18 protein-coding genes are annotated in these 18,038 nt (G+C 70.8%); 11 read left to right on the top strand and 7 right to left on the bottom strand.

The genetic code is table 11. The features are described from left to right. Positions 1 to 182 precede the first annotated feature (182 nt). The 3 genes from ABZ532_RS09380 to ABZ532_RS09390 all read left to right on the top strand — a co-directional run bounded on the left by ABZ532_RS09380 (position 183) and on the right by ABZ532_RS09390 (position 4,334). The gene (locus ABZ532_RS09380; RefSeq protein ID WP_361280678.1) at positions 183 to 593 is read left to right on the top strand and encodes an STAS domain-containing protein; all 411 of its coding nucleotides are present in this window, start codon (positions 183 to 185) and stop codon (positions 591 to 593) included. Positions 594 to 605: 12 nt separating this feature from the next. Beyond that, positions 606 to 1,166, top strand: a complete 561-nt coding sequence (locus ABZ532_RS09385; protein ID WP_361280680.1) for an ATP-binding protein — start codon at positions 606 to 608, stop codon at positions 1,164 to 1,166. Between the two features lie 174 nt (positions 1,167 to 1,340). Beyond that, entirely contained in the window at positions 1,341 to 4,334 is a 2,994-nt protein-coding gene (locus tag ABZ532_RS09390) for a HAMP domain-containing protein (RefSeq protein WP_361280681.1), read from the top strand. Positions 4,335 to 4,467: 133 nt separating this feature from the next. Here ABZ532_RS09390 and ABZ532_RS09395 read toward each other — a convergent pair whose 3' ends face one another. Continuing rightward, positions 4,468 to 6,777 (bottom strand): SpoIIE family protein phosphatase, encoded by a 2,310-nt coding sequence (locus ABZ532_RS09395; protein WP_361280682.1) that lies wholly within the window; start codon positions 6,775 to 6,777, stop codon positions 4,468 to 4,470. An 82-nt stretch (positions 6,778 to 6,859) separates the two neighbouring features. After that, positions 6,860 to 7,060, bottom strand: a complete 201-nt coding sequence (locus tag ABZ532_RS09400) for a DUF6381 family protein (protein WP_361280684.1) — start codon at positions 7,058 to 7,060, stop codon at positions 6,860 to 6,862. Positions 7,061 to 7,268: 208 nt separating this feature from the next. On the opposite strand from ABZ532_RS09400, the gene ABZ532_RS09405 reads away from it, so the two are divergent. Continuing rightward, complete coding sequence (locus tag ABZ532_RS09405; protein ID WP_361280685.1) at positions 7,269 to 7,694, top strand: CBS domain-containing protein; 426 nt, start codon at positions 7,269 to 7,271, stop codon at positions 7,692 to 7,694. A gap of 138 nt (positions 7,695 to 7,832) precedes the next feature. After that, complete coding sequence (locus ABZ532_RS09410; protein ID WP_361280686.1) at positions 7,833 to 8,987, top strand: hypothetical protein; 1,155 nt, start codon at positions 7,833 to 7,835, stop codon at positions 8,985 to 8,987. 26 nt (positions 8,988 to 9,013) lie between these two features. Here the strand turns inward: ABZ532_RS09410 and ABZ532_RS09415 are convergent, their stop codons facing one another. From ABZ532_RS09415 to ABZ532_RS09425, 3 genes are all read right to left on the bottom strand, one after another. Continuing rightward, a complete protein-coding gene (locus tag ABZ532_RS09415; protein WP_361280802.1) occupies positions 9,014 to 9,928 on the bottom strand; it encodes a SigB/SigF/SigG family RNA polymerase sigma factor in 915 nt (304 codons plus the stop codon). Positions 9,929 to 10,181: 253 nt separating this feature from the next. Then, a complete protein-coding gene (locus ABZ532_RS09420) occupies positions 10,182 to 10,376 on the bottom strand; it encodes a hypothetical protein (protein WP_361280687.1) in 195 nt (64 codons plus the stop codon). A 179-nt stretch (positions 10,377 to 10,555) separates the two neighbouring features. Next, on the bottom strand, positions 10,556 to 10,978 hold the full coding sequence (locus tag ABZ532_RS09425; protein WP_361280688.1) for a DUF350 domain-containing protein: 423 nt from the start codon (positions 10,976 to 10,978) through the stop codon (positions 10,556 to 10,558). A gap of 92 nt (positions 10,979 to 11,070) precedes the next feature. Here ABZ532_RS09425 and ABZ532_RS09430 point away from each other — a divergent pair, with 92 nt between their 5' ends. After that, positions 11,071 to 11,325 carry a hypothetical protein gene (locus tag ABZ532_RS09430; protein ID WP_361280689.1) on the top strand — a complete coding sequence of 85 codons (255 nt, stop codon included), beginning with the start codon at positions 11,071 to 11,073 and terminating at the stop codon, positions 11,323 to 11,325. Positions 11,326 to 11,356: 31 nt separating this feature from the next. Here ABZ532_RS09430 and ABZ532_RS09435 read toward each other — a convergent pair whose 3' ends face one another. Both ABZ532_RS09435 and ABZ532_RS09440 read right to left on the bottom strand, forming a co-directional pair. Further along, positions 11,357 to 11,659, bottom strand: coding sequence for a hypothetical protein (locus ABZ532_RS09435; protein WP_361280691.1), 303 nt, complete (start codon positions 11,657 to 11,659; stop codon positions 11,357 to 11,359). Between the two features lie 124 nt (positions 11,660 to 11,783). Beyond that, positions 11,784 to 12,710 (bottom strand): LysR substrate-binding domain-containing protein, encoded by a 927-nt coding sequence (locus ABZ532_RS09440; RefSeq protein WP_361280692.1) that lies wholly within the window; start codon positions 12,708 to 12,710, stop codon positions 11,784 to 11,786. A 95-nt stretch (positions 12,711 to 12,805) separates the two neighbouring features. Between ABZ532_RS09440 and ABZ532_RS09445 the strand changes: the two genes are divergently transcribed. The 5 genes from ABZ532_RS09445 (at position 12,806) to ABZ532_RS09465 (ending at position 17,964) form a co-directional block, all read left to right on the top strand. After that, positions 12,806 to 13,810, top strand: coding sequence for a pyridoxal-phosphate dependent enzyme (locus ABZ532_RS09445; RefSeq protein WP_361280693.1), 1,005 nt, complete (start codon positions 12,806 to 12,808; stop codon positions 13,808 to 13,810). A gap of 111 nt (positions 13,811 to 13,921) precedes the next feature. Beyond that, positions 13,922 to 14,899, top strand: coding sequence for an ABC transporter substrate-binding protein (locus tag ABZ532_RS09450; RefSeq protein ID WP_361280694.1), 978 nt, complete (start codon positions 13,922 to 13,924; stop codon positions 14,897 to 14,899). A 4-nt stretch (positions 14,900 to 14,903) separates the two neighbouring features. Continuing rightward, positions 14,904 to 15,851: an amino acid ABC transporter permease gene (locus tag ABZ532_RS09455; protein ID WP_361280695.1), complete on the top strand. Its 948-nt coding sequence runs from the start codon at positions 14,904 to 14,906 to the stop codon at positions 15,849 to 15,851. Positions 15,852 to 15,859: 8 nt separating this feature from the next. Continuing rightward, on the top strand, positions 15,860 to 16,612 hold the full coding sequence (locus ABZ532_RS09460; protein ID WP_361280803.1) for an amino acid ABC transporter ATP-binding protein: 753 nt from the start codon (positions 15,860 to 15,862) through the stop codon (positions 16,610 to 16,612). A gap of 14 nt (positions 16,613 to 16,626) precedes the next feature. Then, positions 16,627 to 17,964, top strand: coding sequence for a M20/M25/M40 family metallo-hydrolase (locus ABZ532_RS09465; RefSeq protein ID WP_361280696.1), 1,338 nt, complete (start codon positions 16,627 to 16,629; stop codon positions 17,962 to 17,964). The last annotated feature ends 74 nt before the right edge of the window (positions 17,965 to 18,038 follow it).

Raw genomic sequence — 18,038 nt, forward strand, 5'->3', positions numbered from 1 at the left:
ATACGCCCGCTTTCGCCGCTCATGAGAAGGAAGGGCCGGTAATTCAGCGTAGTCACCCCACCGCGCCGGAAGCGGTGAGCCGGAGGCGATGTCATAGTCGGGGGTGTCAACCGGAAGCCGCGGCCCCGGGAGACGATGCGGAACGACCGAGTGCGACCAGGAGACGACCAGGAGAACCGGACATGGTCTCAGAACGGGACGGCTGGCCGGGCAGCACCGGCGACGGCGACCGCTTCGAAGTGACGGTGCGCCCGGGGCCCGAGCCCGGGATCGTGGTGGTCGCGGTCGTGGGTGAGCTCGACCACGACACGGCGGAGCCCCTGCGAGCGGCACTGGACGAAGGCATCGCGGCCGGTGCGCGACGCGTCCTGGTCGACTGTTCCGCACTGCTCTTCTGTGACTCCACGGGGCTCAACGTGCTGCTGCGGGCCCGTCTCGCGGCCAAGGAGACGGGCGCCGGGGTCGAACTGGCGGCGCTGCGCCCCCAGGTCGCCAGGATGCTCGCGATCACCGGTGCCGGTGCGGTATTCCCGCGGTACGCGAGCATCGGTGACGCTCTCGAGGCACCGGAGCCAGAGCCGGGCCGGGAGTAGGCGGGGGCGACGGTGAACGCGGCCCTTCCGGCGCAGGGACAGACCCGCAGGCTCGTTCTCTCCGGGACGCGGGGCGTGGTCGGGCGCTGCCGTGACTTCAGCCGTACGGCGCTCGTGGACTGGGGGTGGCTGCCGGAGTACGACGCCGGCGCCCCGTATCCGGGGCATCCGGCCGGAACCGGCGAACGGGGTGCCTGGGACGCCTTCGGTGACATCGACATCGACGCGTACGGCTACGACGGCTTTGACGAGGCCGAGGAACGCCTGGCCGTCGCCGAGGATGTCCTGATGGTCGTGTCCGAGCTGGTCACCAATGCCTGTCTGCATGCCGGTGGCCCCGAGGAGCTGGTGCTGCACTGCACGGCCGACCGGTTGCGTATCGAGGTGAGCGACGCCGACCCGGCGACCCCCCGCCCCCGCCCCCACGCCGATCCGGCGAAGCCCGGTGGCCACGGACTGGTCGTCCTGGGCAGGCTCGCCCGCGCCTGGGGCTCCGTACCGCGCGGTGGCGGGGGAAAGACCGTATGGGCCGAGATCACGCCGCCCCGGGCCACCGCAGGCGACACCGCCTGAACACACCCGGGGTGTCGTGCGGGGGAGTGCGTGCGAAAGTCGAGAGTAGACAGATGACGCCGAACGAGCGACACGAGGTCGGCGATGAACGCATCCGGTCATGCCCGGGACAACCCCGGTGATCAGCCTGCGGGCCCGCCCCAGAACCCGCAGCTTCCGCAGGATCACTCAGCGGTGGAACCCCCGCCGGACACCCGGCCGGCAGCCGAGCTGGGCGAGGAGGGCCTGCGCAAGCTGCTGGCGGGCCTCACGGCCGTGCGCGACGGCGACTTCTCGGCCCGCCTCCCCGACGACGCCGGGGGCATCATGGGCGAGATCGCCGGGGTCTACAACGGAATGGTCGACCAGCTCTCCCTGGTCACCGCCGAGGTCACCCGGGTGGCCCGGGAAGTCGGCGGTGAGGGACGGCTCGGCGGCCATGCACGGGTGCGGGACGTTGACGGGGTCTGGCAGGAGCTCACCACCGGCGTCAACACCATGGCCGACAACCTCACCTCGCAGGTGCGGTCGATCGCCCAGGTCGCGACGGCCGTCGCCCGCGGTGACCTCACGCAGAAGATCCGCGTGGACGCGCGCGGCGAGATCCTTGAGCTCAAGGAGACCATCAACACCATGGTCCAACGGCTCTCCTCGTTCGCCGAGGAGGTCACCCGGGTGGCCCGGGAGGTCGGCACCGAGGGCAATCTGGGTGGCCAGGCGACCGTGAGCGGGGTGTCGGGCACCTGGAAGGACCTGACCGACAACGTCAACTCCATGGCGAACAATCTGACCAACCAGGTCCGCAACATCGCCCAGGTCACCACGTCCGTCGCCCGGGGCGACCTCACCCGCAAGATAGACGTGGACGCGCGCGGCGAGATCCTGGAGCTCAAGACCACCATCAACACCATGGTCGACCAGCTGTCGTCGTTCGCCGCCGAGGTCACCAGGGTCGCCCGCGAAGTCGGCAGCGAGGGCCGGCTCGGTGGCCAGGCAGAGGTGGAAGGCGTCTCCGGCACCTGGAAGCGGCTCACCGAGAACGTCAACGAGCTGGCCGGAAACCTCACCCGGCAGGTCCGCGCCATCGCCGAGGTGACCAGCGCGGTCGCCGAGGGCGATCTGACCCGGTCCATCGCCGTCGAAGCGCCGGGAGAGGTCGGCGACCTGAAGGACAACATCAACTCCATGGTGGAGTCGCTGCGCGCCACCACCCGGGCCAACGAGGAACAGGACTGGCTCAAGACCAATCTGGCCCGGATATCCGGACTGATGCAGTCCAGCAACGACCTGGGCAGCGTCGCCGCGGTCATCATGACCGAGGTGCCTCCGCTGGTATCGGCTCAGTACGGCGCGTTCTTCCTGGCCGAGGAGGCGGCCGACGGCAGCGGGACCGAGCTGGTGATGACCGCCTCGTACGGACTCCCCGCCGAGTCCCGTATCCCCGCCGGGCCCGCGGCCCCCGCCGAGTCACCGGGTGAGCCGCCGCGGCTGCCCGTACGCTTCCGCCCCGGCGAGTCCCTGGTCGGTCAGGCGGCGCTCAGCCGCCGCACCATCGCCGTCGACGAGCTGCCCCCCGGCTATGTCACGATCTCCTCGGGCCTGGGATCACTGACCCCGGGCGCGCTGATCGTGCTGCCTGTGGTGGTCGAGGACCAGGTGCTCGGCGCCGTGGAGCTCGCCTCGCTGCGTCCCTTCACCCGTATCCACCGGGACTTCCTCGACCAGTTCATCGAAACGGTCGGGGTCAACGTCAGCTCGCTGAACGCCCATGCCCGTACCGACGAACTGCTGGAGCAGTCCCAGCGGCTCACGGCCGAACTCCGTGCACGGTCGCAGGAGTTGCAGGCCCGGCAGGAAGAGCTTCAGCGCTCCAACGCGGAACTCGCAGAGAAGGCCGCACTGCTCGCCGACCGCAACCGCGACATCGAGGGCAAGAACCTGGAGATCGAGCAGGCCCGCCAGGAGCTGGAGGAGCGGGCCAAACAGCTCTCCCGCACCTCCATGTACAAGTCCGAGTTCCTCGCCAACATGAGCCATGAGCTGCGCACCCCGCTCAACAGCCTGCTCATCCTGGCCCAGCTGCTGGCCCAGAACCCGGAGGGCAACCTGACGGAGAAACAGGTCGACTACGCGGAGGTCATCCACTCCGCGGGCTCCGACCTGCTCCAGTTGATCAACGACATCCTCGATCTGTCCAAGGTCGAGGCGGGCAAGATGGACGTCCACCGCGAGCCCTTCCCGCTGCACCGGCTGCTGGAGTACGTAGAGGTGACGTTCCGTCCGCTGGCCAGCGAGCGCAACCTGGACTTCGGCATCTTCACGTCGGATGACGTGCCCGACGACATCACCACCGACGAGACCCGGCTGCGGCAGGTGCTGCGCAACCTGCTCTCCAACGCACTGAAGTTCACCGAGAGCGGTGGCGTAGAGCTCCGGGTGGAGAACGCGTCCGACGACGAACTCCACGCCGAACTCAGGGGCTTGCAGGTGGTGGCCTTCCGGGTCAGGGACACCGGCGTCGGTATCGCCCCCGAGCATCTGGACTCGATATTCGGGGCGTTCCAGCAGGGCGCGGTGACCACCGGCCGCCGCTACGGCGGCACGGGCCTCGGCCTGTCCATCAGCCGTGAGCTCGCCCAGCTGCTGAGCGGAGTGATCGTCGCGGAGAGCAGGGTCGGCGAAGGCAGCGTCTTCACCTTCTACGTGCCCGTCGGCGGAGAAGTCCCCCAGGAGCCCCCGCCAGGACTGGCCACCCGGGGCACGGTCAACGCGGCACGGACCGGGGCAGCCCAGGAGCCCGCGCCAGGCGCCCTCCTGACCGGACGCACCGTGCTGATCATCGACGACGATGTGCGCAACGTCTACGCGCTCACCGAGATCCTCGAAGCCGAGGGCATGCGTGTGCTGACGGCCGACGACGGGAGCACGGGGATCGAGCTGCTGACCGCGCAGCCCGATGTCGATCTGATCGTGATGGACGTGATGATGTCCGGGATGGACGGCTACAGCGCCACCGCGGCCATCAGGAAGCTGCCGAGATTCGCTTCGGTGCCGGTGATCGTGGTCACCGCCAAGGCGATGCCGGGCGACCGGGCCAAGAGCCTCGCGGCCGGGGCCAACGACTACATCACCAAACCAGTCGACGCGTACGACCTGGTGGCGCGGATACGCAAGTGGCTCCAGCGGTAGGTGTGCTGCCCGGGCCGCCCGGTCCCCGGGCGACCGCATCGGCCCGGGGCGGCCGGGATGCTACCGGCCCACCCGGGCGGAGCGGTTGCCGGGGGCCCCGGGCTTCGCCGGCGCGGCAGCAGTGCCCGGTGCCTCAGGCGACACCGACGACCACCAGGCTCGTGTCGTCGTCGGTGTCGCCGGTGACCGACTCCAGCAACCGATCCGTACGGGTGTCCAGGCTGCCGGGCCCGAGCCGCTCCGCCGCGCGGCGCAGGCCCGCCAGGCTCTCGTCGAGTCCTGTGTGGCGGCGCTCCACGAGCCCGTCCGTGTACAGCACCAGGGTGTCCCCGGGCGCGAGTGCCGTGACCTGGTCCGTGTAGCGCGCCGACGGCATGGCGCCCAGCAGGATGTTGCGTGGCGGATCGAGAAAGCACGCCCGGCCCTCGCGCAGCAGCAGCAGGGGGAGGTGACCGGCGCTGGCCCAGTGCAGGGAGCGGTCGGCCGGATCGTAGAGGGCACACACCGCTGTGGCCGTCGGATTCCCGTGGGTGTGCATCGTGACCTCGTTCAGCAGGGACATCAGCCGCGCCGGTGAGTGCCCGGTGAACGCCAGCCCCCGTAGCGCGTTGCGCAGCGAGACCATCCCCGTCACCGAGTCGATGCCATGGCCCGCGATGTCGCCCACGGCCACCAGCACCCGCCCGCTCGGCAGCGGCAGCACGTCGTACCAGTCACCGCCCACCCGGAACTCCTCGGCCGCCGGCCGGTAGCGCGCGGCGACCTGCAACCCGGGCAGCCGCTGCAGGACCGGCACCTCGGGGACGATCGCCTGCTGCAGCTGGAGCACCAGTTGGTGGCGCACCGCCGCCTCGCGCTGGGTCACGGTCAGCCGGTCGTAGGTCGCACTGAGCGCGATCTCGGTGTGGTGCTGCGCCGAGACGTCCTGGTACACGCCCGTGATCCCAGTGAGCACACCGCCCGTGAGCAGCGGCTCGGCGGCGATCCTGACGTGCCGAAGGCCACCGTCCTCACGCAGCGCCCGCACCACGGTGTGCGCGCCCTGGTGGCGTTGCGTCAGCTCGGTGAGAAGATCCTCCAGCTTCCCCGCCTCGTCCCTGGCCAGCTGGGGTGCGAGCCGGCGCAGCGGCACCGCGGGGGTGGCGGGATCGAGACCGAAGATCCGGTACGCCTGCTCGCTCCATCGCGAGGTCCCGGCGATCAGATCGTCCTCGAACGCGGCCAGGTTCTCCAGCCTGCCCAGCACCCGGGTCAGTGACATGCCCGGGTCCGTGGAGCCGTGCCAGAGCACCACCGTCCGGTCCGGGCCCACCGGAAGCACCCGCACGTCGTGCAGCGGGTCGGGATCACCTGCCCGGTGCACCACCGGAAGCCGCGCGGCACGCTGGGGGGCGGCGGTCTCGCGCGCCACGCCGGCCAGCTGCCCGATAGCGGCCTCGACGGCGGGGAACACCTGCGCCAGCGGCCGTCCGGCCGACCCGTGTACGCGCCCCGCCCAGTCCAGCGCGGGTCGGTTGAGGTGTTCGATGTGCAGGGCACCGGTCGACGGCTCGGTGCGCAGGGCCATCCCCGGCAGAGTGAGCTGGTCGAGCAGTGGGGCCAGTACGGCCGGATCGGCCGGGCCGGCGGCTCCGGCGTCGAGGATCCGTGCCGCCGGTACCGAGAGATCCGTGAGCGTACGCTGCGTCGCGTCGTCCAGCTCGCGTGGACCCGGCCAGTCCACGACCGCGAGGCCCGTGACCGTGCCGCGACGGCGCAACGGCAGCAGGGCGCGTGCTCCCCCGGGGGCGGATCCCGGGAGACGCTCGCCGCCGGACGGCCCGGCCGGCAGCCAGACCGGGCCGGCATCGGACAGCGCACGGTGCAGCGGGCTGCTGGGACCTGGCGGCACCCACTGCCAGTGCGTGGCCTCCAGGGGGCTGATCCCGGCCTGCCCGGCCAGCTCGAGGCAGTCCGTCTCGGTACGCCGGAACAGCCACAGACCGCGCACGCCGAGCGGGCGCAGTCCGCCGTCCAGCAGGGTTTCGGCCACTTCGTCCGCGGAGCCGCCCGTCTTGGCGGCCGCATCGACTGCGGCCTCGGTGCGCCGGGCCCGGCGTGCCCGATCCCTGCTGTCCGGGTCCTGGGCGTCCAGGTCGTTGCCGTCGCCGCCGACGGGCCGTGCCAGGTCCGTGCCCCGCACGGCCGCGGTGCCCGAGGCGCCGTTGACGATGTCCGCGGCGAGGTCCTCCACGGAGGTCCCGGTGGACCCGGCGAGCCGGGCGAGGTGCTCCATGGCTTCGGCGGGGGAGAGGGCGAGCTGCGCCACGACGACGCCCGACGCCAGATCGAGCAGGTGACTGCGCCCGAGATCGCGTCGCAGGTCCGCGAGTTCAGCGGTGAGCTGTGTGACCGTGCTGATCAGCCGGTCCGGCTCCGGTGCGTCCCGCCCGTGATCGGGCATGGCCACGTCCTCTCCCACGGGGACGCACCGGATTTTACTCGCGCGTCCGGCAGCGCGCTTCCGGCAGGTGCCTGGCCTGCCCTCAGGGCTGCTCGTGCGCCGGGGACACCGGGGAGCGGCCCCCGTCGCCGTAACCGTCGCACTGGTCACGCAGTCGCGCGGCCTTGCGACGCAGCCGCGCCCGGTGCTCGGGGTCGGTGCAGCGATCGGCGCCGCGAGCGAGCTCGTCCGCCATCACACGGAGCTCGTCGGGCGTCCTGACGGGTTCACCTGCTGTGGTCATGGCTCCTCCTTCCGGGGCCATGAGCCAGGCAAACACGCCGCGGTCACCCTCGCATCCGTTCGGGTGACGCATGGTGACGATCAGGCCTTCTGCCTGCGGGTATCCCTCAGCGTCTCGAAATGGCGCCGCTTCACCCGCGCCGGCTCCGGATATCGGGGGCCTATCGGGGCAGACGCCGTATACCAGTCAAGGAAAGAGGGCGGGCGTCATGGCACACCTCGTGAAGGACGTGATGACGACGGGACCACTGACGCTGTCGCCCGAAGCCACGCTCTTCGAGGCGGCGCGGCTGATGCGGGACCGGGACGTGGGGGATGTGCTGGTCACGGTCGAGGACCGGATACTCGGCATCCTGACGGACCGTGACATCGCCGTGCGCGCCGTCGCGATGGGCCATGATCCGTACCGGACACCGCTGCGTTCGGTGTGCACTCCGGACGTCCGTACCATCCGCCCCGACCAGGACACGGCGGAAGCCGCGCGGTTGATGCGCTCCGCCATGGTGCGCAGGCTCGCCGTCGTCGAAGACGGGTGCCTGAGGGGCGTCGTCACCCTCGGGGACATCGCGAAGGCGGACGATCCCCGTTCCTCTCTCGCGGACATCAGCGCCGCCCCGCCGAACAGCGGCGCATGACGCCCGGAGTGGCATTCTGCCGCCGAATGGGGCAGGGATCGTGCGGTACGCGATGGGCGCCCGGGAACCGTGGTACGTGTCCAACCGTCCGCTGAACGCGACCAGAGGGAACCCATGCGTGCACCCAGGCGCGAAACCATGCGCGCGAGAGCGGCCTTCGTGACGGCCGCGGTCGGAGCGGTCGGTGCCATGGCTGTGCCGCCGGTCGTGGCCGTGCCCGCGGCCGCTTCGCTCAGCGGTCCGGCAACGGGCCCCGTCGACCGGGTGGTTGCCGCGCGCGCCGCCCAGGAGCCCGGCTCCTCCCAGGATCCCTTCGCGATCCGGCTGGCAGACGCGCCCGTCGCCGGGCGGGTGCCGGATGCCCGGGCGCTGCGGAGCATCGTCGACCACCTCAAACCCGGAGCGACCGTCGAGCACCAGGTCGAGGTCGGCAACAACACGCGGCAGCGCCTGGCGGTGGAGCTGTACCCCGCTGATGCGAGGATCAAGGGAAATCGTTTCGTCTTCAGTCCGGGCCGAAGCGCGAACGAGCTGACCGGCTGGGTCACCGTCACTCCGTCCACCCTCACCCTGGCCCCCGGCCAGAAGGCCAAGGCCAAGGTCAAACTGGTCGTGCCGGCGACGGCCTCGACCGGCGAGCGGTACGCGGAGCTCTGGGCCCAGGCCAAGGAGCCCGCCGGTGCCGCGGCTGCCTCCGCCGCGCCCGCAGCCTCCGCCCTCTCCGCCGCGCCTGCCGCCTCGGCCGTGTCCGCCGCAGGGAGCGGCGAGCGGGTCGGCGTCCGTATGTACGTCCACGTCGGCAAGGGCGCGGAGCCACCGTCGGCATTCCGGATCGGCGCCTACCGCGTCCACAGGACGGAGTCCGGGATGCCCGTCCTCACCGCTCAAGTCCGCAACACCGGTGGGCGGGCCCTGGATCTGAGCGGCGCGCTGGAGCTGACGGAGGGCCCCGGACGGATGAATGCGGGTCCGTTCCCGATCAGACCGGGTACGACGCTGCCCCCAGGCGGCATCGGCACCGTGACTGCCGGTCTCGACCCCCTGCTGCCCGACGGACCGTGGGACGTCACCCTCGGTCTGGAGAGCGGCAAGGCGAAGCAGCAGGTCTCCGCGAACCTGACCCTGCCCCGCAACCGTGACCCATGGCTCGCGCAGCTCGGCAGGCTCCCTGATCCGATGACGATGTTCGCGGGCACCGCCGTGCTGATCGTCGCCTCGGGCCTGGGCTCCTTCGCCCTCGGGCTGCGCAGGGCCCAGCGGGAGAAGTCCGCCAGGTCGACGGGAGGGACGTGAGCCACGCAGCCGGGAAGGCGTAGGCATCACCCGTGGCCGTCACGCGCTGGGACTCTGGTGCTCCGGCGTAATAAGGACCGCGGCTCCACCTGGTGCTCGTCCGCCTTCCGGTGCGGGCGCCGCCGTGGCTCCTCGGCCCGCGCCTGGTCCGTCAGCAGCCCGGCCCGCAGCTTGTCCAGCACCCGTGCGAGCAACCGGGACACGTGCATCTGCGAGATTCCGAGCCGCTCGCCGATCTCCGACTGCGTCAGATCCTCGCCGAACCGCAGCGACAGGATCGTACGCTCCCGCTCGGACAGCCCTGCGATCAGCGGCTTCAGGCACTCCAGGCACTCGACGATGTCGAGCGCCGGGTCCTCGGCCCCCAGCCTGCGCGCGAGCGGGCTGACGGTTTCGTCGTCCTCGAGCGGTTCCAGCGAATGAGCCGCGTAACCGTTGGCGGCCAGTTCCCCCTCCACGACCTCCGCCTCGCTGAGCTCGAGCCGGTCTGCGAGCTCCGCCGTGGTGGGAGCATGTCCGCTCTCCTGCTCCAGCGCGTCGAACGCCTTGGCCAGGTCCAGCCGCAGCTCCTGGAGCCGCCGGGGGACGCGCACGGCCCAGCTCGTGTCGCGGAAGAAGCGTTTGATCTCGCCGGCGATCGTGGGCAGCGCGAAGGAGGTGAACTCGACCTCGCGCTCGACGTCGAAGCGGTTGATGGCCTTGATCAGCCCGATGGTGCCGACCTGGAGGATGTCCTCCATGGGCTCGCAGCGTCCGCGGAAGCGGGCCGCAGCGAACTTCACGAGGCTCAGGTTGAGTTCCACCAGTGTGTTGCGTACGTACGCGTACTGCGCCGTGCCCTCTTCCAGCGTGCGCAGACGCCGGAAAAGGATCAGGGACAGCGCCCGTGCGTCCGCCGTGCTGATGGTCCTGGCGTCGGGGATTTCGGGGATGTCGGCCATATCAGCGAGACGATCCGGTACGTCCGGTGCCGTCGGGCGCGGTGACCCGGCGGCACGGACGCCGGTATGTCGGGCGAGGATCGAGGTGGACATCAAGGCTCCTTCGACGGGGCATGGCCTGCGCCGCCGGGTGCGGCGCACGATCGCCGGTCGATCTCCAACCCTCTTGATACCCATTTGTCGTGTTTTGACGCTTAGCGATTCCGCCCGTCCGGAGCGCCGGCTCCTCAGGGTGACGCGTCTCCACCGCACGTCAGGGCAGATAGCGCTCAAGCGCCGCCGCACCCTTCTCGGCTATCTCCTTGCGGGCGCGTTCGACGTTCGCGGGCGTGCATTCGCGTCCCGACGCCATCACCAGATCCTCGGGATCAAAAGGGCGCTCCGATCCGGTCCAGATCCGCATCGGCGCCTTCGCGCTCTCGGGCTCTTCGGTCTTGTCCTTTGCCATTGGTGCCTCCGGGTGGCCCCCGTCGTGAGTGGCTGAATACCAGCATCACGCCGGATGGCCCGAAATGCAGCCCGGATGCAGTGACAAACACGGCCGGTGCGCACGCGAACACGGGTCGGTACCGCGTACCGCGTGACACCGGGCCCGTGCCGCGGGACCGGCCCCCGTCGGGGGCCGGATCAGGCGATCGACGCCGAGACGATCGCCGCCACCGCCAGATTGCAGGAAGCCGTCACCCAGACCGCCGGGTGCGGCTCGGCCTCGACCAGCGTCGCTCCCAGCTTGCCCGGGGTTACCAGGTCCACGATCAGGAATGCCACGGCCATCAGCACCAGACCGAGCAGCCCGAACGCGGCTGTCGACACAAGGCCCTTCGCGAAGTCGTCGTATGTCGTCCAGATCGAGGTGAAGACGATCCCGCCGATTCCCAGCAGGGCGGAGCTCAGCAGTATCGCCGCGTTGCGGTTGCGCTCCTCCCAGATCTGCCGGCCGAGCTTGCCGGGCGTCAGCACATCCACCAGGACGATGCCGAGGATGAGCAGCACCACACCGAGCGCACCATAAGCGGTGGCCCGGCCAAGTCCGTTGACTATGTCGGTCATTGGGAAGCCGTCTTTCGTGTCTGGAAATCGTTAGTGGTCGGAGCGCGGCAAAATGTATCGCAGGCGGTGATCAGGAACCCTGGCGGGCGTCGGTGCGCGTCCCGGACGCCTTCCGGGTAACGGTGTTCGGGCTGCCGGTGGCCGAGTGGGGCTACCGCTGCGAACCCGAGGGCTCGGGCACCAGGGTCACCGAGTACTGGCAGGACCTCCGGACCGGCCGCGGCGCCCCGCTGGCCGAGCTCCTCGGACGGGTGTTCACGGGTACGCCCCCGGCCGACCGCGCGGAGATCAACCGGGCTGGTATGCGCACCACCCTGGGGAGGATCAAGGCCGCGGCGGAGGGCTGAGCGCCCGATGATCCGCAGGCTGGTCCCGGCGTCACGCCGGGGCCGGCCCACGGCCCCGGCATGACGCCGGGCTCCCCGGGCCCTCCATACATGCCCGGGCCCTCCACCCCTGGACGGTGCGTCCGAGATCTCGATCCAGCTGCAACGTCTTGGTGGTGAACACCTCATGGTCGGTCAGCACCCGCTTCACGTCCTGGTATCGCGAGACGAAGTAGCTGTCGATGCCCGCCTCGTGGTGTACCGGCGCCTGCTCCCTGAGCCAGGCGAAGTAGCGGTACGGGTCGGCGGCGAACGCCTCGGACAGGATGCTGAAGCCGGATCTGACCACGGGCATGGCGAAAAATCTCCCTAGGTGGGCGGGAACACCAAGACGTTCGAATCGCCGCCCGGGTTGTTCCGGTGAGGCGTGCAACCCGTGGTCACGTGCTCCCTTCGCGACCCGCGGCAGGACGCCGCCGCTACCCGCCGCCGTCCTGCCCCGGCTCGCCGCCACCGGGTCGGCGCCGCATCAGCAGGCTCCTCAGGGCCCTGGTGGCGGCGGAGGTGTCGGCGGCACGCGTGGTGATGTGGATCTCACGCGCGAGCCCCTCGGGCTGGGACACCTCGAGAAAGGCCACGCCGCTTCGGGGAGCGGCCGCCAGCCCGGGGACAAGCGCGACGCCGAAGTCTGAGGCGACCAGGGCGAGGAGGAGGTCGTAGCTGTCGGAGCGGTAGCCGATGTCGGGTTCGAAGTGTTCAGTGCGGCAGAGGTGCTCGGTGACGGCCTGGAACCCCTCGGAGGGCAGGGTGGACAGCCAGGTCTCGGCGGCGTAGTCGCGCAACCGCGCGGTGGTCTGGCCGGTGCGCTGGAGGTGCGGAGGCACGGCGAGCAGCAGCCGATCGTGATGCAGAAGCGCCTGCCGCAGTCCGCTCAGGTCGGGCCGGGGGAGGTGGCCGTACTGGTGGGTGACGGCCAGATCGAGGTCTCCGGCCGCGACGGCGGGGATGGCGTCCTCGGGCTCGGCTTCCGCGAAGGACAGGCGCACTTCGCCGTGGCGCTGCCGGAAGGCGACGAGCGCCGGGACGACCAGCGTGGTGGCCGCGGTGCTGAACGCCGCGACGCGCAGGCTTCCGCCGCGCAGTCCGGACACGGCGTGCACGGCGCGTGCCGCGTCGTCGAGTTCCGCCAGGACCCGGTGGGTGTGCTCCACCAGGACCCGGGCCGCCTCGGTGAGGCGCACGCTGCGCGCGGACCGCTCCAGCAGTGCGACCCCGAGTTCCTGTTCCAGGGCCGACAGTTGCTGTGAGGCGGCCGAGGCGGTGCAGCCCGCCCGCTGCGCGGCTCCGGCGATCGAACCGGTCCGGGCCACGTCGCGCAACAGGCTGAGTCTGCGGGGATCGAGCATAAGCAAACCCTATGCTGAGGTTTTGGATCCGTCACTTCTTCCGGGGCTCGTGAGCGACGAGTCTGGCTCGACATCGACGAACCCCCGGAGACTCCATGCTTCCCTCAGCCAGCGATCCTCGGCGGCAGGTGGCCCCCCGCGCCGTGGTCGAGCCCGCGCTCACCGATCTGGAACGGGCCTGGCGTACCGTCCATGCCCACCTGCGGCCCACGCCGGTGGACTTCGGCACGCCCGGGGGGTCCGGGCCGGACTTCCTGCTCAAGCTGGAGTCCCTTCAGCCGACCGGCTCCTTCAAGGTCCGCGGCGCGCTCAGCGCCCTGTCCGCGATCGAGGAGGGAAGCCGGATCGTCACCGCGTCGGCGGGCAACCACGGGCTCGGGGTCGCCTACGCGGCACGCGCCCTGGGCCGCCCCGCCACCGTGGTGGTGGCCGAGAACGCCTCCCCCGCCAAGGTGTCGCTGCTGCGGCGGTTCGGCGTCGACCTCGTGCAGGTGGGGACCTCGTACGACGAGGCCGAGGCGCACGCGCTGGGACTGGTCGGCCGTGGAGTCCACTACCTCTCCTCCTACAACGACCCCCACGTGATCGCGGGCCAGGCAACCATCGGCTTCGAGCTCGACGACCAGCTCACCGAGTATCTGGGCGAGCTGACGGTCGTGTGCGGGATCGGCGGCGGAGGCCTCGCCTCCGGTTTGGGTCTGTGGGCGTCGGCCCGGTCGGGCGTGCGGATCGTCGGCGTGGAGGCCGAGGTCTCCACAGCGGTGAGCGCGGCCATCGCGGCCGGTGGACAGGTGACCGCCGAGATCGGTGACAGTCTCGCCGACGGCATGGTCGGCAACATCGAACCCGGCTCCGTGACACCCGCGTTGATCAGCCGGTACGTGGACGACCTGGTGACGGTGAGCGAGGCGGAGATCCGCGCCGCGATCCGCTACCTGGCCGCCGAACGTGGCTGCGTCTCCGAGGGGGCCGGAGCCGCCGCCACCGCCGCACTGCTCGCGGGCAAGGTCGGCTCCCGCGGGCCCGTCGTGGCCCTCGTCTCGGGCCGCAACATCACGCTCCCCGCCCTCGCCACCGTCCTGCGATCCGCCGAGGCGTAGCACACCTCGGCGTCCGCCCACGGGCGCACCGGGTTGGATCCCGGCCGCCGCCCGCCCCGCTTCCCCGGTTCGCCCTGAACCGCCGCCCCTCACTCCGCAAGGGAGAAAACCATGGCATCGTCCCCCGGACCAGCAGCCGCATCGCGACGTCGGCGTCCACGGCGTCCTCTCTCCGCCACGGTCATCGCCGCGGGCGCGTGTCTCGCCCTCGTCTCCGCATGCGCCAACCCGCAGGAATCCACGTCCGCGGCGCCCTCCTCGACGGCGTCGAAGGCGGAGACCGCGGTCAAGCGCGACGCCGAGCTGTACGCGATGGTGCCGGCCGCCTACAGGGAGGCCGGCCGCATCCGGGTCGCGACCAACGCCCCCTTCCCGCCGTTCGAGATGTTCGCCGGATCCGGCGGCACGAAGCTGGCCGGGCTGGAGATCGACCTCGGGGAGGCACTGGGCCGCCGGCTGGGAGTGCCGTTCGCGTTCTCCCAGCAGCCCTTCGACGGTCTGCTGCCCGGGCTCCAGGCGAAGAAGTACGACGCGCTGATGGCCGCGCTGTTCGACACCGAAGAGCGGGAGAAGACCGTCGACTTCGTCGACTACGGCCGATCCGGCTCGGCACTGCTGGTGAAGAAGGGCAACCCGGAGGAGCTGACGACCCTGGACGGTCTGTGCGGCCACCAGGCCGCCGCCCAGACCGGCGCCCAGCAGATCAACCTGCTGAAGCAGCAGAGCGATCGGTGTATCGAGGACGGTGAGCAGGCCATCACGGTCAAGACGTTCCCGCAGTTCTCCGACGCGCTGCTGGCCCTGAAGACCGGGAAGGCCGAGACGATCGTCGGTGACCTTCCCGTGCTGCGGTACTCCGCCGAGCGGGACGACTCGGTCGAGTCCGTCGAGGACCCGACGGCGCCGCAGGGCTACGACCCGGCCCCTCTCGGCATCGCACTGCCCAAGGACCAGCCGAAGTTGCGGGAAGCCGTCCGGCGTGCGCTGGCGGACCTGATCGACAGCGGCGTCTACGGCGAGATACTCGCGCGCTACGACGTCGCCCAGATCGCCATCGACGCGCCGACGGTCAACCAGGCGGGGGAATGAGCAGATGACCTCCACCGCCTCCACGGCCGCCCGCCCGGAAGTCCTCGACGGCAACCTTCGCGTCCGCAGGCTGCGCCGACCGGGCCGTACCGTGGCTGCCGCGCTGGTGGCGGTCTGCGCTCTGGGCATCGCCTGGAGCTTCGCCACCAACCCCAACCTCGACTGGGCCACCTTCGGGGCGTACCTGTTCGCCCAGCTCACCCTCCAGGGCGTGTGGGTGACCTTCTACCTCACCGTGGTGAGCATGGTGATCGGGGTCGTCGGCGGGACCCTGGTCGCGGTGATGGCCCTGTCGGACAACTTCGTCCTGCGCTCCCTGGCCAACGGCTACACCGCGCTGTTCCGGGGTACCCCGGTCCTCGTCCAGATCATCTTCTGGGGATTCATCGGGGCGTTCTTCCCCACGGTCACCCTCGGCGTCCCGTTCACCGGAGTCGAGCTGTACTCGGCCCCGACCAGCAGCCTGGTGTCGGCGACGACCGCCGCGATCCTGGCCCTGGGACTCAACGAGATCGCCTACGCGGCCGAGATCGTCCGCGGCGGCATCGAGTCCGTGGACCCGGGTCAGCGTGAAGCCGCCTCCGCCCTCGGCCTCAGACCGGCCACCACGATGCGCCGCATCGTGCTGCCCCAGGCCATGCGGGTGATCGTGCCGCCCATGGGCAACGAGGTCATCACCATGCTCAAGACCTCGTCCCTGGTGTCGGTGATCGCCGGCAACGACCTCATGACCAACCTGCAGCAGGTCTACTCCCAGAACTACAAGGTCATCCCGCTGCTCATGGTCGCCTCGGCCTGGTACCTGGTGCTCACCGCCCTCTTCACGCTCGTCCAGCGGCATCTGGAGAGGCGCTACGGCCGCGGCACACTGCCCGGCCCCTCGCGCGCACCCCGCCGTTCGAAGGGCCTCAGGAGTCGCGACAAGGCGACCGATTCAGGGAGTTCGCGGTGAGCACATTCATGGTCAGCGCCGTCGACGTCCGCAAGTCCTTCGGCCACACGGAGGTCCTCAAGGGGGTCGACCTCACCGTCCGGCAGGGTGAGGTGGCCTGCCTGATCGGCCCCAGCGGCTCCGGCAAGAGCACCTTCCTGCGCTGCATCAACCACCTGGAACGTATCGACTCCGGACAGCTCCACGTGGCCGGCGAGCTGATCGGCTACCGCAGGCACTCCGACCACCTCCAGGAGCTGTCCGAGAAGGACATCGCCGTGCAGCGCAGCCGGATCGGCATGGTCTTCCAGCGCTTCAACCTCTTCCCGCACCTGACCGCGGTGGAGAACATCACCGAGGCTCCCCAGCGTGTCCTGGGCCGTTCGAGGAGGGAGGCGGAGCAGGAGGCCCGGGAACTCCTAGCCCGCGTCGGACTCGCGGGGCGGGAGCGCCAGTACCCGTCCCAGCTGTCGGGAGGCCAGCAGCAGCGGGTCGCCATCGCCCGGGCCCTGGCCATGCGTCCCGAACTGATGCTCTTCGACGAACCGACCTCCGCTCTCGACCCCGAACTGGTCGGCGAGGTCCTCCAGGTGATGCGCGACCTCGCGCGCTCCGGAATGACCATGGTCGTCGTCACCCACGAGATGGGGTTCGCCCGTGAGGTCGCCGACCAGGTGGCCTTCCTCGACGGCGGGTGCGTCCTCGAACACGGCACCCCTCGGCAGGTCCTGGGCGAACCGGCCCATGAGCGCACCCGCGCCTTCCTCGCCCAGGTCCTGTAGCGAGGGGACGGACGATGACGAGGGCGGACGACCCGATGACCGCGGACTCGGAGCGGGCACTCGACGAAGTGGTCGGGCTGTGCCGCGACATGATCCGCTTCGACACCAGCAACCACTTCGACGGCTCCGGCCCCGGCGAGCGTCCGGCGGCCGAGTACGTCGCCCGCCGGCTCGACGAGGTGGGCATCGCGAGCACGGTGCTCGAAGCCGCACCGGGACGCACCAGTGTGGTGGCCCGGATCCGCGGCCGGGACCGGTCACGGCCTGCGCTGCTCCTGCACGGCCACCTCGACGTGGTGCCCGCCGACCGCCACGCATGGTCGGTGGACCCCTTCGCCGGGGAGATCCGCGACGACTGCCTCTGGGGCCGCGGCGCGGTGGACATGAAGAACATGAACGCGATGATCCTCGCGGCCGTGCGGCGGCTGGCCCGCAACGGCGCACTGCCCGCCCGGGACATCGTGCTGGCGTTCCTCGCCGACGAGGAGTCCGGCGGCGCTCTCGGATCGCGCTGGCTCGTCGAGCACCACCGCGACCTGCTGGAGGACTGCGACCAGGCCGTCAGTGAGATCGGCGGCTTCTCCGTCAGTGTGCCGGGCTCGCCGACCGGGCAGCGCGTCTACCTCGTGGAGACCGCCCGCAAAGGTGTGGCCTGGCTCCGCCTGCGGGCCCGGGGCACTCGCGGCCACGGATCGATGGTCACCGCCGAGAACGCCACGGTACGGCTGGCCGCGGCGGTCACTCGGCTCGGCGGCCACTGCTGGCCGCTGGAGCTCACCCGCACCACGACGCGCATGGCCACCGAACTGAAGGGGCTCACCGGCATCGACATACGCGAGGACGACCTCGACGCCACGGCACTCGCACCCGTCGCGGGGCTGATCGGCTCCTCGCTGCGGCACGTCGCCAATCCCACGGTGCTGCGCGCCGGGGACACGGTGAACGTCATCCCGGCCCATGCGGAGGCGCTGGTGGACGGCCGCTTCGTACCCGGTCGTGACGAGGACTTCCTGCGCACCGTCGGCTCCCTCGTCGGCCCCGGCATCGAGATGGAGGTCATCGACCATACGGCGTCGGCCGAATCGGACCCCGACAGCTCGCTCATCGCTGCCATGCACCGGGCCCTCCTCGCCGAGGACCCGGCAGCGGCGGTCGTCCCCTACTGCTCCTCCGCGTCGACCGACAACGCCTCCTTCGCCGCCCTGGGCATCGAGGGGTTCGGCTTCGTACCCCTCCGGCTGCCCGCGGGCTTCGACTTCGCCCGCATGTTCCACGGCGTCGACGAACGCATACCTCTCAGCAGCCTGCGCTTCGGCGCATCCGCCCTGCACCGCTTCCTCACCGACCACTGAGGAGCGCCCGCGCGGCGCCCGGCCCGAAATCTCGTCAACCGCACCAGAAAGACCCCTCATGGCCATTCCGTTCC

Source organism: Streptomyces sp. NPDC019396, from assembly GCF_040632375.1.
In the GTDB taxonomy this organism is placed as follows: Bacteria; Actinomycetota; Actinomycetes; order Streptomycetales; family Streptomycetaceae; genus Streptomyces.